Below are 15,071 nucleotides of genomic sequence, written 5' to 3' on the forward strand. Positions count from 1 at the left end.
ATGGACGTTCGGCAGCTGCAGTACTTCCTCGCGGTGGTCGACCACGGCAGCGTGCACCGGGCGGCGCGGGAGCTGTTCGTGGCGCAGCCGTCGGTGTCGCAGGCGTTGCGGGCGCTGGAGCGCGACCTCGGCGCCGAACTGTTCCACCGCACCGGGCGCCGGCTCGTGCTCACCCCGGCCGGCGAGCAGCTGATCGACCCCGCCCGCGACGTCCTGCGCGGCATGGACCTCGCCCGCGCGACGGTCGCCGCCGTGGACGGGCTGCGCGGCGGTCGTCTGCTCGTGGCGTCCATGCCGTCACAGGCGGTGGCGCCGCTGGCCGGCATGATCAGCCGGTTCGCCGCCCGGTACCCGGACGTGGAGGTCGTCGTCCGGGCCGCGGCGACGCCGCCGGAGGTGGTCGACGCCGTGCGGGTCGGGGCGGTGGAACTGGGTGTCCTCGGCGCGGCCATGCCGCCGGAGCTGGACGGGCTGGTGGTCACGCCGCTGGAGACGCAGCGGTTCGTGCTCGTCGCGGCGTCCGGGGCCGACCTGCCCGACGCGGAGCCGGTGCCGCCGGCCGCCCTGCGCGGCGCCCGGCTGATCGTGGGCCAGCCGGGCACCGGGATGCGCCGGGTCGCCGACGACATCGTGCGGGTGGCCGACGGCAGCCGGGTGGCGGTCGAGGTCGGGCACCGGGAGGCGGTGCTCCCGCTGGTGCTCGCCGGCGTCGGGGTCGCGGTGCTCAGCGAGTCGTGGCGGCGGCTCGCGCTGGACGCCGGCGCGGTGGTGCGGGACCTGGAGTCGACCGAGGTGCTGCACGTGTGCCTGGTGCACCGGGCAGGTCGCCTCAGCCCCGCCGCGTCGGCGTTCCGCACTGATAGGTAGTCCCTATCGCCAGGGGAGGAAACTGGTCTTGGACCTGCCTACCCGCGAGCCGATCCACTTGACGGTATGGCAACTGAGCACCGCATCGCGTTGATTCCCGGGGACGGCATCGGGACGGAGGTGCTGCCGCCGGCCACCGCCGTGCTCGACAAGGTCGGCGCCCGGCACGGCATCACCTTCCGCTACGACGACTTCGACTGGTGTTGCGAGCGGTACCTGCACGAAGGCGCGATGATGCCCGCGAACGGGCTCGACCAGATCCGGCACCACGACGCGATCCTGCTCGGCGCGGTCGGCTGGCCCGGCGTGCCCGACCACGTGTCGCTGTGGGGCCTGCTCATCCCGATCCGCCGGCAGTTCGACCAGTACGTGAACCTGCGCCCGATCAAGGTCATGCCCGGCGTGCCGAGCCCGGTGCGCAGTGCCGAACCCGGCCTGGAGTTCGTCGTCGTCCGGGAGAACGTCGAGGGGGAGTACTCCGAGGTCGGCGGCCGCTTCCACCGTGGCTTCGCGGACGAGATGGCCGTCCAGGAGTCGATCTTCACCCGCCCGGGGGTGACCCGGATCCTCGACTACGCGTTCGAGCTCGCCGCGACCCGCCGCAACGTCGTCACCTCGGCGACCAAGTCCAACGGGATCGTGCACACCATGCCGTTCTGGGACGAGCTCGTCGCCGAGGCCGGCCTGCGTCACCCCGACGTCCGCTGGCACCAGGAGCACATCGACGCGCTGGTCGCCAAGGTCGTCCTCGACCCGTCCCGCTTCGACGTGATCGTCGGCTCCAACCTGTTCGGCGACATCCTCTCCGACCTCGCCGCGGCCGTCGCCGGCAGCATCGGCATCGCCCCGGCCGGCAACCTCAACCCGTCCCGCGAGTTCCCGTCCATGTTCGAGCCGGTGCACGGGTCCGCCCCGGACATCGCCGGCAAGGGCGTCGCCAACCCCCTCGGCGCGATCTGGTCGGCGGCCATGATGCTCGACCACCTCGGCCACCCGGACGCCGGCGCCGAGGTCGTCGCGGCCATGGTCGACGTGCTCGGCAACACCCCCGTCCGCACCGCCGACCTCGGCGGCACCGCCTCCACCGAGGAGTTCACCAAGACCCTGCTCGACCGGATCTGAGCAGCGCACGCAGGTCGGCCGGGTCGACGTGGTGGTGCCCGGTCATGCCGAGCGCGCCGGCCGCGGCCACGTTCTCCGCGCTGTCGTCGACGAACAGGCAGCGTTCGACGGCGACCCCGGCAAGCTCGGCGGCCGCGCGGTAGATCCGAGGGTCGGGCTTGGCGAACCCGACCCGCGCGTGTCCCCGCGCCGCAGCACGCCGTCCAGGTCGCAGAGCACGGCGTCGAAGCGGGTCACGTGGCGATCATCGCACTTGCCGCGGGTGGTGTCGGCCGACGAGGATTGGCCGACCGTGACGCCGAGCGAGGGAGTGTGCGGTGCGAGTGATGGTACGAGGGGCGCTGGTCGCCCTGCTGGGGTTGGTCGGCACGCTGGTGCCCGTCGGGACGGCCGCGGCGGCGCCCGCACGGACCTGCGCTGATCCGAACGCCCCGCTGACCGTCGAGGAGCAGCGGCTGACCCTGCCGCAGCCGACGGAGATCCTGGCGCGCAGCGGGTTCGACCGGTTCGCGAAGGTGTTCACCCCCGCCCTGTGCGCGCTGCCGAACGCCTGGGTCGCCGAGGTCCTGATCGGCGCCCAGGGGCGGGTGCTGTGGGAGGCGGCGGTGGCCCGCGCCCAGGGCGAGGCCCCGGCCGGCGACCTCCCGGTCACCGACGACCGGCCGCTGTACTGGGCCCGGCTCCAGCTCACCAAGGCGCTCCGCCAGTGGGAACCCCGGTTCACGCTGAGCGACGAGCGGCGCGCGGAGCTGCTCGACCGCCTGGAGACCGCCTCCCGCGGCCAGGACTCGATCCGCTACCGGCCCGGTACGCGGCGGATCCTGGTCAGCGGGTTCGACCCGTTCCAGCTCGACGCCGACCCCCGCCGCAGCAACCCCTCCGGCGTGGCCGCGCTCGCGCTGGACGGCACCGTCGTGGACACCGACGCCGGCCCGGCGCGGATCGAGACCGCGATGTTCCCCGTGCTGTGGGACCCGTTCGCCGAGGGCATGGTGGAGCGGACGTTCCTGCCCTGGCTGGACCGGGTGGACGCGTTCACCACGATCAGCCAGGGCCGGGTCGGGCGGTTCGACGTGGAGCGGTACAACGGCCGCTGGCGCGGCGGCTTCCCGGACAACGACAACCTCGGCCGCACCGGCGTCATCCCGATCCCGGACGGCGTGCCGACGGTGACCCCGGCACCCGAGTTCGTGCCGACAACGCTGCCCTACGACGAGATCGTCGCCGCCGACACCGGTCGGTTCCCGGTGTTCGACAACACCTCGGTGACCGAGATCCCCGCCGGGGAGACCGAGCCGGTCGTCCGGCCGGACGGGCCGACACCCGGCTCGGTCGCGCGGGCCGGCGGCGGCGGGAACTACCTGTCCAACGAGATCGCCTACCGGGCCACGCTGCTGCGGGACGCGCTTGGACTCGACCTCCCCGGCGGGCACCTGCACACGCCGGTGCTCCAGTTCGCGCCGGACAACACGACCGAGCTGACCGACCCGGTGTTCGAGCGCAACCAGCGTGACATCGTCGACCAGGTCCGGGCGGTCGTGGTCATCGCGGGCGGATGAGCGGGCGGGTGAGTCAGCGCCGCACGCCCTCGATGGTCTCCCGGCGCAGCCGCAGGAACTCCAGGTGCCGCTCGTACTGGTCGAGCACGTCGCTGATCAGCTGCTCGCGGGTGTAGCCGAGCACGTCGTAGTCCTGGCCGCCGTCGGTGAGGTGCACCTCGTACCGGTGGTACACCTCGGTGCCGGCGGCCTGGAGCGCGAACGAGGGTGTGCGGCACGTCCTCGGCCGCACCCGGTAGCCGAACTCGTCCTCCTCGCCCAGGTCCACCCGCAGCGCGAGCCGGGGCAGGCCGGTCGGCCCGTCGGGCCGCTCGGTCACCTCGGCGTCCGCGCCCTGCGCGGTCAGCTCCTCGGCGACCTCGGTCAGCGCCGGTCGGCACACCTCGTCGGCGAACCGGGCCGCGTCGTCGCGGTCCGGGAAGCTCATCGCGCGCCGCAGCCGCTGCCGCCAGGTCCGCGCGGTGCCGCGGGCCTCGATCGCGGTGCGCTCGGACAGCGACGACGGCAGGCTCGTGCGCAGCGCGTCCTCGCGGAACCCCTCCACCCGCAGCGCCTTGTAGAGCCCCCACATCACCAGGAACATCACGAACGAGAACGGCAGGCCCATGATGATCGTCGCGTTGGTCAGCGCGGTGACGCCGCCGACCAGCAGCATCGCCAGGGTCAGCAGACCGGTCACCACGGCCCAGAACGCGCGCAGCCACGGCGCCGCGTCCGTGGTCGGCGTGGCCAGCCGCGAGGTGAAGTTGGCGGTCACCAGCGCGGCGGAGTCGGCCGAGGTGACGTAGAACAGCAGCCCGACGACCGTGGCCAGGCCCGCGCTGAACGTGACCCCGGGGTACTGCTCCAGCAGCGCGTAGAACCCCTGTTCCGGCACGTTCACCGCGGTCTGCCCGAACTCGGCGTTGCCGTCCCGCACGACCTCCAGCGCGCTGTTGGCGAAGATCGACAGGAAGCACAGCGTGAACAGGAACGGCACCACCAGCGTCGCGGCAACGAACTGGCGGATCGTGCGGCCGCGGGAGATCCGGGCGAGGAACAGGCCGACGAACGGCGCCCACGCGATCCACCAGGCCCAGAAGAACAGCGTCCAGGTGTTCAGCCACTCGGTCGGCTGGTCGTAGCCGAACGTGTTCAGCGTCATCGACGGAAAGCGGCTGACGTAGTCGCCGATGTTCAGCACCAGCCGGTTGAGCAGGTCGATCGGGTTCTGGAACAGCAGCACGTAGAGCATCAGCCCGATGGCGAGGACGATGTTGAACTCCGACAGCCGCCGGATGCCCTTGTCCACGCCGGCCACCGCGGACACCGTCGCCAGCAGCACCGCGACCACGATCAGCCCGATCCGCGCGCCGATGCCCTCCTCGATGCCGAACAGGAAGTTCAGCCCGTAGTTGAGCTGCACGACACCGATGCCGAGCGACACGCCGACGCCGAACACGGTGCCGATCACCGCGGCGAGGTCGACCGCGTCACCGAGCCCGCCGTGCACCCGCCGGCCGAAGATCGGGTACAGCGCGGACCGGATCGACAGCGGCAACCGGAACCGGTAGGCGAAGTAGCCCAGCGCCATGCCCATCAGCGCGTACATCGCCCAGCCGGTGATGCCGTAGTGGAACATCGTCCACACCACCGCCTGCCGCGCGGCCTCGACCGTCCCACCCGGACCGGACGGCGGCTCCAGGTAGTGCGAGACCGGGCCGGACACCGAGAAGAACATCAGGTCGATGCCGATCCCGGCGGCGAACAGCATGGACAGCCACGCGAACATGCCGAAGTCCGGCTTCGAGTGCTGCGGGCCGAGCTTCACCTTGCCGTAGCGGGAAAGCGCGATGTAGACGACGAAGACCAGGAACAGGGTCGCGGCGAGGAAGTAGTACCAGCCGAGGCCGTCGGACACCCAGCCGACGGCGGTGCCGATGACGGTCTCCGCGCCGGTCGGGGTGATGATCGCCCAGACCGAGATGGCGAGGATGAGCGTGGCCGAGCCGTACAGCACGACCGGGTTGACGCGGCGTTCCTTCTCCATGCTGGTCGTCACGATCGTCACCCTTCTGGTAAGCCGTGCCGGTGGTAGTCCACTGTGGAGGGTTCGAGGGGAGTGTTGCCGAGGATCAGGTCGGCCGACTTCTCGGCGAGCATCATCACCGGCGCGTAGATGTTCCCGTTGGTCACGTACGGCATGGCGGACGCGTCGACCACGCGCAGTCCGGTGACCCCGTGCACCGCCATCGACTTCGGGTCGACCACGGACAGCTCGTCCACGCCCATCTTGGCGGTGCACGACGGGTGGTAGGCGGTCTCCGCGTCCCGGGCCACCCAGTCGAGGATCTCCGCGTCGGTGCGCACGTCCGGGCCGGGGGACAGCTCGCCGCCGTCGAACGGGGCGAACGCCGGCTGGGCCAGGATCTCCCGCGCCACGTGCACCGCCTCGACCCATTCCTTGCGGTCGTTCGGCGTGGACAGGTAGTTGAACCGCAGCGCGGGGTGCCGGCGCGGGTCGGCGGAGACGATCTTCACCGTGCCGCGCACGTCGGAGTACATCGGTCCGATGTGGACCTGGTAGCCGTGATCCGCGCCGACCGGGGTGCCGTCGTAGCGGACCGCGATCGGCAGGAAGTGGAACATCAGGTTCGGGTAGGCCACCTCGTCGTTGCCCCGGACGAACCCGCCCGCCTCGAAGTGGTTGGTGGCCGCCGGCCCGGACCGGGTGAGCAGCCAGCGCAACCCCACCGCGGGCCGGTTGCGCAGCTTCAGTGCCGGGTTGAACGACACCGGCCGGGTGCAGGCGTGCTGCACGTACACCTCGAGGTGGTCCTGCAGGTTCTCCCCGACGCCGGGCAGCGCGTGCACCACGTCGACCCCGAGTGGACGGAGCTCGTCCGGGTTCCCGATCCCGGACAGCTGCAGCAGCTGCGGGGTGTTGACCGCGCCGCCGCTCAGGATGACCTCGCCCGCGTCGACCCGTCTGGCCCGCCCGCCCGGCCTGCGGTACTCGACCCCGGTGGCCCTGGTGCCGCTGAACCGCACCCGGTCGACCTGGGCCAGACAGCGCACGGTCAGGTTGGGCCGGTGCTTCACCGGGTGCAGGTACGCCCGTGCCGACGACCAGCGCCGCCCGTCGCGGATGTTCCGGTCGAACCGGGCGAAGCCCTCCTGCCGGTAGCCGTTGACGTCGTCGGTCAGCGGGTACCCGGCTTCCTGCGCGGCGGCCAGGAACGCGCCGAACAGCGGGTTGGTCGCCGGCCCGCGCTCCAGCCACAGCGGGCCGCCCCGTGCGCGCCAGTCGTCCTCGCCGGCCGCGCAGTGCTCCATCCGCCGGAAGTACGGCAGGCAGTGCGCGTAGTCCCAGGTCTCCATGCCAGGGTCGGCGGCCCACCGCTCCAGGTCCATCGGGTTGCCGCGCTGGAAGATCATCCCGTTGATCGAGCTGGAGCCGCCGAGCACCTTGCCCCGCCCGTGGCTGACCCGCCGCCCGCCCAGGTGCGGCTCCGGCTCGGACTCGTACTTCCAGTCGTAGAGCCGGTTGCCGATCACCATGGTCAGCGCGGCCGGCATGTGGATGAACATGTCCCAGATCCAGTCCGGGCGCCCGGCCTCCAGCACCAGGACGCTGGTGCCAGGGTCGGCGGATAGCCGGTTCGCCAGCACACAGCCCGCCGAGCCGCCGCCGACGATCACGTAGTCGTACCGCTCGGTCATCGCTCACCTCCGAACCAGCGCTGCGGTGCGGGTCGGATGTTGTGGTAGATGTGCTTGAGCTCCTGGTACTCGCGCAGCCCGGACGGGCCGAGTTCGCGCCCGATGCCGGACTTGCCGAAGCCGCCCCACTCGGCCTGCGGCACGTACGGGTGGAAGTCGTTGATCCACACGGTGCCGTGCCGCAGCGCGTTGGCCACCCGCTGCGCCACCGAGGCGTCCCGGGTCCACACCGCGCCGGCCAGCCCGTAGTCCGTGTCGTTGGCGAGCGCGATCGCGTCGTCCTCGGTGGTGAACCGCTCCACCGTGACCACCGGCCCGAACACCTCCTCGCGCACGACCGCCATGTCGCCGTGGCAGTCCGCGAACACCGTGGGCCGCAGGAAGTAGCCGTCGGCGAGCGCGGGGTCGTCCGGGCGGCAGCCGCCGGTCACCAGCCGGGCGCCCTCGGCCACGGCCCGCTCCAGGTAGGCCTCCACCTTGGCCCGGTGTTCGGCGGACACCAGCGGCCCGCACTCGGTGGCCTCGTCGAGCCCGTCGCCCAGCCGGATCCGCTCGGCGCGGGCGGCCAGCTCGGCGACGAACCGGTCGTGGATCCCGTCCTGCACGATCAGCCGTGAGCCGGCCGAGCACACCTGTCCGGAGTGGACGAACGCGCCGGCGAGCGCGTAGTCCACCGCGGTGTCGAAGTCGGCGTCGGCGAACACCACGTTCGGGTTCTTGCCGCCCAGCTCCAGGGCGACCCGCTTCACGCCGGGCGCGGCGAGTGCCATGATCCGCTGCCCGGTGTGCAGGCCGCCGGTGAACGACACCAGGTCGACGCCCGGGTGCGCCACCATCGCCGCGCCGACCACCGGCCCCGCGCCGAGCACCAGGTTCACCACGCCGTCCGGCACGCCCGCCTCGACGAGCAGCCGCACGAGGTGCACCGTGGACAGCGGGGTGACCTCGCTTGGCTTGAGCACCATCGTGTTCCCGGCCGCCAGCGCCGGCGCGACCTTCCACGACATCTGCAGCAGCGGGTAGTTCCACGGCGCGATCAGCGCGCACACCCCCACCGGCTCGTGCACCACCCGGCTGACCACATCCGGGTCGCCGGTGTCCACGACCCTCCCGGCGTCGGCGTCGGCCAGGTTCGCGTAGTACCGGAACACCGAGGCGACGTCGTCCACGTCGACCCGGCCCTCCTTGAGGGTCTTGCCGGTGTCCAGGCTCTCCGTGCGCGCCAGCTCCTCGCGGTCGCGGATCAACAGGCCGGCGACGCGCCGCAACAGCTCGCCCCGCTCGACCGCCGCCGTGGCCCGCCACGGTCCGTGGTCGAAGGCCGTCCTGGCCGAGGTGACCGCGGCATCCACGTCCCGCTCGGTCGCCTCCGCGACCGTGGCCAGCTCGCGCCCGGTGGCCGGGTTGCGCACCACCCGCTCCGGTCCGGAGCCGGGACCCCACCGCCCGGCCGTGAAGAGTTCCGTCATGGCTCTCCCCTCATCCGCGCCGGAAATGCGGACAACCGTACACATAATGTGTACTCGAGTCCATATCCAGCTACGGTTGTGGCATGGACAGGGGAGGAACGGCACGTCGGGGGCGCGGCCCGACCGACCCCGACCGCCGCGACCGCATCGCGCGCGCCGCCATCACCGTCGTCGCCCGCCAGGGCATCGCCGGGTTGACGCACCGCCGCGTCGCCGCCGAGGCCGAGGTGCCGCTCGGTTCGACCACGTACCACTTCGCCACCCTCGACGACCTGGTCGCAGCCGCACTGGAGAAGGCGGCCGAACGCAGCGTCGCCGAGCTCCGCACCTGGGCGGATGCCCTGCCGCCGGACGCCGACCTGGCCGAGGAGCTGGCCGCGTTCGTCGTCCGCTCGGTCGGCGAGAAGCGCGCGGACACGATGGCCGAGTACAACCTCTACGCGCTCGCCCTGCACCGCCCGCAGCTGCGGCGAGCCGCCGTGGCCTGGGACGACGCCCTGGCCGACGTGCTGCGGGCGCGGACGGACCCGCTGACCGGCCGGATGCTCGGCGTGCTGCTGTGCGGGCTGCTGATGCAGGCGGTGCTACGCGACGACCCGGTCCCCTGTGCCGAGATCGAGGCACAGGTCCGACGGGCACTGGAGGGGTGAAGGTGGAACGTGTCGGCCCGCCGCTGGTCGCGGGGGAGCGGGAGACGCTGCGCGCGTTCCTCGACTTCCACCGCGCGACCCTGGCGATGAAGTGCGCCGGACTGTCCGACGAGGACCTGCGGCGCCGGTCCATGCCCCCGTCGACCCTGACGTTGCTCGGCCTGGTACGGCACATGGCCGAGGTGGAGCGCACCTGGTTCCGCCGCGTGATCGACGGCGAGGACGTTCCCCTGGTCTGGTCGGCCGACGGGGACTACCAGGTCGCCTACGACGCCGCCGGGTCCGACCGCGCGGAGGCGTTCGCCGCCTGGGAGGCGGAGGTCGAGCACTCCCGGCGGATCGAGCGGAACGCCGAGTCCCTCGACGTCACCGGTCACAACGCCCGCTGGGGCGAGGACGTGTCGCTGCGGCTGGTGATGCTCCACCTCATCCACGAGTACGCCAGGCACAACGGCCACGCGGACCTGCTCCGCGAGGGCATCGACGGCGAGGTTGGCGCGTAGGTCGCCTCAGCCCGGCCGCTGTCCGGCGGAATGGAAGGTGACCTACGGCCCCGCGCCCGAGTCGTCGTCGAGGACCGCGACCGCGTGGGCGAGCCCGGACAGGTCGTCCTCGAACGGCGTGGTGTCCACGGAGGCGAACAGGTCGGCCACGTTCAACAGGTTGACCTTGGCCTCGACCGCCGCGCGGTCGCCGCCGAGGGCACCGAACCAGTCGTCGACGACCGCCTGGCGTGCGGGGCGAGTCGTGGTCCTTCCACCGCACGGTTCTTCACGACGACGACGCAGTCGCGGTACTCGACGAAGTCCGGGCAGAACAGCCAGCGGGCGGCGATGACGAACGGAACCGCCTGCTCCTGGTTGACGAAGTCGAGCGGGCTGAAGTCGGCGGCGTCCTGGCCGAACCCGTCGCGCCACTCGACGAAGAACCCGGGCAGCTCGGGCGTCTCGCCGTTCACGGAATCTCCTCGGATCGAGCCGGCCGCATCGTCCGCGCCGAGCGCAGGCTCGATTCCTAGGCCGCGTGGGTGAGGTGGCCGTCGAGGACGGTCGCGGTGATCGGGACCTCGCGCAGCTCGTCGGGCGGGAGGGCGCTCAGGTCGCGGCCGATCAGGACCAGGTCGGCCGGGTCGCCCACCTCGACGGTGGTGCGGCCGCCGGTGCTCGCGGCCAGGGCCTCGGCCAGGGTCAGGGCCTGTTCGGGGTGCCAGGGCGGGCGGTCGTCGTCGGTGCGGGTGATGGCCGAGGCGATCGCGTCCCACGGGTCGAGCGGGGCCACCGGAGCGTCCGAGCCGAACTCCAGGCGGGCGCCCGCGTCCAGCAGCGACCGGTACGCGAACGCGCGTGTGGTGCGGCCCGGCCAGTGCGCGTCGGCGGCGTCGCGGTCGTCCGGGGCGTGGGCGGGCTGCACGCCGGCGGTCACGCCGAGGGCGGCGAACCGGGGGACGTCCGCCACGTCGAGTAGTTGGGCGTGCTCGATCCGGCCGCCCGTGCCCAACGCGGCGAACGTGTCCAGCGCGATCGTGTTGGCGTCGTCGCCGATCGCGTGCAGGGCCAGGGCGATGCCGTGCTCGGTCGCCCGACGGGTGAGGGGGAGCAGGTCCGCCGGCGGGAGCAGGAGTTGGCCTCGGTGGCCGTCGTGGTAGTGGTCGCGGCAGTACGCGGTGCGGGTGTTCAGCGATCCGTCGAGGAACAGCTTCAGCGGGCCGACGGTCAGCAGGCCGCGCGCTCCCGGGAGCACGTCGCCGGTGCGGTGACCACGCTCGATCGCCCGCTCCAGCGCGAACCTGGCCACCACGCACCGAATCCGCGTGGACGGCTCGCGCCGCGCCGCCCGGCGGGTCCAGTCGGCGATCGTGTCGGTGTACTCGTAGTCGGCGATCGCGGTGACGCCCCTGGCGGCCGCCGCGTCGGTCGCGGCCAGCACCCAGTCGTCGCTGACCGCCACGGCCGGGGCGGGTAGGGCCGCGGTGAGGGCCATGCACTCGTCCTCGACGAACACGCCGGTCGGGTGGTCGCGCCCGGCCAGCCGCAGCGCCGCCGAGTTGAGCCACAGCGTGTGCAGGTCGTTGCTGAACAACGCGGCCGGACGGGTCGGCAGCACCCGGTCCAGCACCGTCTTGTGTGGACGGTCGGGCCACAGGGCGGCGTGGAAGTGCGCGCCCCGCACCAGATCCTCGCCCGGCGGCGCCGACGCGGCGAGCAGCGACGCGGCGTGTGCCGCCGACGTGGCCGCCGCCAGGTCGACCCGCCGGCGCGCGCTGGCCCACTGGAGCAGGTGCGCGTGCGCGTCGACCAGCCCGGGCAGCAGCGTCCCGCCGCGCCCGTCGACGTCGCCACCCCCGCCGACCGGCTCGATCGCCGCGACCCGCCCGTGCTCCACGCGGACGGTGGCGCGGCGGCCGGTCAGACCGAGCGCGACGTCGTGGAGCGTCAGGCTCATGTGCCGGGCAGCTTGACCACGGTCACGAAGAAGTCGTCGATCTGGCGGATCACCTCGATGAACCGCTCGAAGTCCACCGGCTTGCTCACGTACGCGTTGGCGTGCAATGAGTAACTGCGCACGATGTCCTCCTCGGCCTCCGAGGTGGTCAGTACGACGACCGGGATCAGCCGCAGCTCCGGGTCGTCCTTCAGCTCCGCCAGCACCTCGCGGCCGTCGCGGCGCGGCAGGTTCAGGTCCAGCAGGATCAGGCCGGGGCGCGGCGCGTCGGCGTACTCGCCCTCCCGGCGCAGGAAGTTCAGCGCCTCCTCGCCGTCCTGCACCACGTGCAGGTGGTTGCGGATCTTGTGGTGCTCGAAGGCTTCCTTCGTCATCAGCACGTCGCCGTCGTCGTCCTCGACCAGCAGCACGTCGATCACGTCGAGCGGGGTTGGCTCAGCCATCGGTGTCCTCTTCCTCGGGGGTCTTCGGGTCCTCGGGCGGCTCGGGATCGGCCAGCACCGGCAGCGTGAAGCAGAACCGCGACCCGGACTCGACCGACGTGTCGAGCCAGATCGTGCCGCCGTGGTACTCGATGATCTTGCGGCACATGGCCAGGCCGATGCCGGTGCCGGGATAGTCCGCCTTGTTGTGCAGCCGCTGGAAGATCACGAAGATCCGCTCGGCGTACTCGGGGTCGATGCCGATCCCGTTGTCGGCGATCGAGAACTCCCAGAACCCGTCCTCGACCGGGCGCACGCCGACGTGCACCTGCGGGGGCGCGTCGCCGTGGAACTTCAGCGCGTTGCCGATGAGGTTCTGGAACACCGTGGTCAGCAGCGGCACCTCGGCGTTGACCTCGGGCAGGTCGTCGGAGGTGACGCTCGCGCCGGTCTGCTCGATCGCGGTCGCCAGGTTCGCGGTCGCCTGTTCCAGCACCGCGTCGCAGGACACCACGGTCGGCTCCCGCACGATCCGGCCCACCCGGCTGAACGCCAGCAGGTCGTTGATCAGCACCTGCATCCGCTTCGCGCCGTCGACCGCGAACCCGATGTACTGGTCGGCCCGCTCGTCGAGCTGTCCGGCGTAGCGCCGTTCCAGCAGCTGGCAGAAGCTCGCCACCTTCCGCAGCGGCTCCTGCAGGTCGTGCGAGGCGACGTAGGCGAACTGCTCCAGCTCCTGGTTCGACCGCTCCAGGTCCTGGGTGCGCGCGTCGAGCACCGCGTGGGCCTCCCGCAGCGCGGCGAGTTCGTGCAGGATCCGCTCCCGCATGCGGTTGACGTCCGCGCCGAGCTCCCGGATCTCCCGGGGTCCGCTCCGCTCGACCTCGTGCTCGAAGTCGCCGCCCGCGACCGTGCGCACCTCCTCGGCCAGCCGCGACACCGGACGCAGCGCCGTGGTCCGCAGGACGAACGCCAGCGCGAGCACGATCAGCACGAACCCGGCCGCGATCACCACGCAGACCACGTTCAGCGTGGTCTCCGAGGTGCCCAGGCTGGCCACGGCGCTCTCCCGGGCGTCGACCAGGTTGTCCTGCACCCGGTTGAGCGCCGCGCGGACCCGGTCGAACGCCGCCTGGCCCAGCCTGATCGTCGAGTCCGCCGGGCGTCCGGTGGCCTCGACGGCGGCGATCGTCGGCTCGGCGTAGGTGGTGCGCCACAGCTCCATCCGCTCGGTGACCTGCCGCAGGTTGGTCTGGGCCGCCGGCAGGTCGGTCACCAGGTCCTCGAGCTGGCCGACCGCGTCCTGCTGCGCCTCCACGCCGCCGATGAACGGGCGGAGCAGGTCGGTCTGCGCGCCGAGCACGTACCCGCGCACCCCGGTCTCCTGGTCGACCAGTGCCGCCTCCAGCCGCAGCGACTGCAGCAGCGCCGGGTCGATCCGGTCCACCACCCGCTTGCGGACGTCGGAGAGGTTGGTCAGCGCGAACCCGCCGACGACGATCGCCGCCAGCGAGAACAGCGCGACCGCGGCGACGCTGACATTGACGATCCGCCGCAGCGACCAGCGGGCCGGCTCGGTCATCCGCTCTCCCGCGCCGGCCAGCGCAGCGACACCACGCACATGTCGTCGTCGAGGTCCTCGCCGTTGAGCTCGCGCACCCGGCTGACCACCTCGTCGAGCAGCCGGCCGTCGCGCAGCCCGGCGCCCGCTGCGCTCTCCACGAGCCGGACCAGCCCGTCCACGTCGAGGCGGCGGCGTTCGGTGCCGACCCGGCCGTCGATCAGCCCGTCGGTGTACATGAACAGCGTCCACCGCTCGCCGAGGGTGATCTCGCCGCTCGGCCAGGTGTCCCGCTCGCCGACCCCGACCGGGCTGCGCACCGGCGCAGACAGCTCCCGAACGCCTTCCGGGGTGAGCAGCAGCGGCGGTGGGTGGCCGACCAGGTGCATGCGTGCCTTCGTGCGGGACGGGTCGATCGAGATCATGCACAGCGTGGTGAACAGGTGCGGCTTGAACCGCTCGTGCCGGAAGACCTGGTCGACCACGGTCAGCACCTCGGTGGCCGGGCGGTCGGAGAGCACCATCGTGCGCCAGGCGACCCGCATGGACACGCCGAGCGCGGCCTCGTCCGCGCCGTGTCCGCAGACGTCGCCGACCACGGCGTGCACCCAGCCGTCCGGCGTCTCGATCACGTCGTAGAAGTCGCCGCCGAGCAGCAGCCGGCGGCCGCCCGGGGTGTAGCGCGCCGACACCCGAGGCGCGTCGTCGGCGACCAGCGGGGACGGCAGCAGGCCGCGCTCGAGCCTGCGGTTCTCCTCGGCGAAGATCTCGGCGTCGCGGAGCTGGCGTTGCAGTTCGTCGGACCGCTCGCGCTCGACCGCGTAGCGGATGACCCGGACCAGCGCGTTTCCGTCGACCTGACCCTTGACCAGGTAGTCCTGGGCGCCGACGCGCACGGCCTCCTCGCCGAGGTCCTGGTCGGCGAGGCCGGTGAGCACGACGACCGCCACCGCGGGCACGTTCTCCTGCAGCCAGCGCAGCCCGCCGAGCTCGTGGGTGTCCGGCAGGCCGAGGTCGAGCAGCACGCACGCGGCGCCGGGCAGGGCCTCCTTGGCCTCGGCGAGGGTGCGCACCCGGTCCAGTTCGACCGGCGCGCCGCCGTCGAGCAGCAGCTCCTCGACCAGCAACGCGTCGCCGTCGTCGTCCTCGATCAGGAGTACCCGCGTCGGACCGGACCGCTCGAGTCCACGCGCCCCGTTCGGCGCCACGTCCCGGGTTGCCATCGGCACCTGCCGTTCCTTCGTTCCCGGGTGCCGACCTCCTTCGCGGCCGATACG

14 protein-coding genes are annotated in these 15,071 nt (G+C 72.4%); 5 read left to right on the plus strand and 9 right to left on the minus strand.

The genetic code is table 11. From position 1 onward, the window contains the following. Together JT362_RS20070 and JT362_RS20075 are read left to right on the plus strand one after the other, a co-directional pair. Positions 1–867: a LysR family transcriptional regulator gene (locus JT362_RS20070; RefSeq protein WP_260192951.1), complete on the plus strand. Its 867-nt coding sequence runs from the start codon at positions 1–3 to the stop codon at positions 865–867. A gap of 66 nt (positions 868–933) precedes the next feature. Next, on the plus strand, positions 934–1,989 hold the full coding sequence (locus tag JT362_RS20075; protein ID WP_260192952.1) for a tartrate dehydrogenase: 1,056 nt from the start codon (positions 934–936) through the stop codon (positions 1,987–1,989). On the opposite strand, the gene JT362_RS20080 is transcribed toward JT362_RS20075, so the two are convergent. Continuing rightward, the gene (locus JT362_RS20080; protein WP_260193238.1) at positions 1,961–2,203 is read right to left on the minus strand and encodes an HAD-IA family hydrolase; all 243 of its coding nucleotides are present in this window, start codon (positions 2,201–2,203) and stop codon (positions 1,961–1,963) included. The two genes, JT362_RS20075 and JT362_RS20080, sit on opposite strands and share 29 nt — an antisense overlap. Before the next feature lie 112 nt (positions 2,204–2,315). On the opposite strand from JT362_RS20080, the gene JT362_RS20085 reads away from it, so the two are divergent. Continuing rightward, positions 2,316–3,548, plus strand: coding sequence for a pyroglutamyl-peptidase I (locus JT362_RS20085; RefSeq protein ID WP_260193239.1), 1,233 nt, complete (start codon positions 2,316–2,318; stop codon positions 3,546–3,548). Positions 3,549–3,561: 13 nt separating this feature from the next. On the opposite strand, the gene betT is transcribed toward JT362_RS20085, so the two are convergent. The 3 genes from betT to JT362_RS20100 are packed head-to-tail and all read right to left on the minus strand — an operon-like array spanning position 3,562 to position 8,719. After that, on the minus strand, positions 3,562–5,577 hold the full coding sequence (gene betT / locus JT362_RS20090) for a choline BCCT transporter BetT (RefSeq protein ID WP_311202735.1): 2,016 nt from the start codon (positions 5,575–5,577) through the stop codon (positions 3,562–3,564). A gap of 17 nt (positions 5,578–5,594) precedes the next feature. Beyond that, positions 5,595–7,250, minus strand: coding sequence for a choline dehydrogenase (gene betA / locus JT362_RS20095; RefSeq protein WP_260192954.1), 1,656 nt, complete (start codon positions 7,248–7,250; stop codon positions 5,595–5,597). After that, entirely contained in the window at positions 7,247–8,719 is a 1,473-nt protein-coding gene (locus JT362_RS20100) for an aldehyde dehydrogenase family protein (protein WP_260192955.1), read from the minus strand. Before JT362_RS20100 ends, betA begins: the two co-directional genes overlap by 4 nt. A gap of 83 nt (positions 8,720–8,802) precedes the next feature. On the opposite strand from JT362_RS20100, the gene JT362_RS20105 reads away from it, so the two are divergent. Both JT362_RS20105 and JT362_RS20110 read left to right on the plus strand, forming a co-directional pair. Continuing rightward, on the plus strand, positions 8,803–9,369 hold the full coding sequence (locus JT362_RS20105) for a TetR/AcrR family transcriptional regulator (protein ID WP_260192957.1): 567 nt from the start codon (positions 8,803–8,805) through the stop codon (positions 9,367–9,369). Positions 9,370–9,371: 2 nt separating this feature from the next. Further along, positions 9,372–9,872, plus strand: a complete 501-nt coding sequence (locus JT362_RS20110) for a DinB family protein (RefSeq protein WP_375546534.1) — start codon at positions 9,372–9,374, stop codon at positions 9,870–9,872. Between the two features lie 152 nt (positions 9,873–10,024). On the opposite strand, the gene JT362_RS20115 is transcribed toward JT362_RS20110, so the two are convergent. The 5 genes from JT362_RS20115 to JT362_RS20135 are packed head-to-tail and all read right to left on the minus strand — an operon-like array spanning position 10,025 to position 15,017. After that, positions 10,025–10,327, minus strand: a complete 303-nt coding sequence (locus JT362_RS20115) for a hypothetical protein (RefSeq protein WP_260192959.1) — start codon at positions 10,325–10,327, stop codon at positions 10,025–10,027. A 56-nt stretch (positions 10,328–10,383) separates the two neighbouring features. Then, a complete protein-coding gene (locus tag JT362_RS20120; RefSeq protein WP_260192960.1) occupies positions 10,384–11,811 on the minus strand; it encodes an amidohydrolase in 1,428 nt (475 codons plus the stop codon). Next, a complete protein-coding gene (locus tag JT362_RS20125; RefSeq protein ID WP_260192961.1) occupies positions 11,808–12,254 on the minus strand; it encodes a response regulator in 447 nt (148 codons plus the stop codon). The genes JT362_RS20120 and JT362_RS20125 overlap by 4 nt, the downstream gene beginning before the upstream one ends. Then, a complete protein-coding gene (locus tag JT362_RS20130) occupies positions 12,247–13,815 on the minus strand; it encodes a sensor histidine kinase (RefSeq protein WP_260192962.1) in 1,569 nt (522 codons plus the stop codon). Before JT362_RS20130 ends, JT362_RS20125 begins: the two co-directional genes overlap by 8 nt. Next, positions 13,812–15,017, minus strand: a complete 1,206-nt coding sequence (locus JT362_RS20135) for a PP2C family protein-serine/threonine phosphatase (RefSeq protein WP_260193240.1) — start codon at positions 15,015–15,017, stop codon at positions 13,812–13,814. The genes JT362_RS20130 and JT362_RS20135 overlap by 4 nt, the downstream gene beginning before the upstream one ends. Positions 15,018–15,071 lie beyond the last annotated feature (54 nt).

Source organism: Actinophytocola gossypii, from assembly GCF_025165815.1.
Taxonomy (GTDB): domain Bacteria; phylum Actinomycetota; class Actinomycetes; order Mycobacteriales; family Pseudonocardiaceae; genus Actinophytocola; species Actinophytocola gossypii.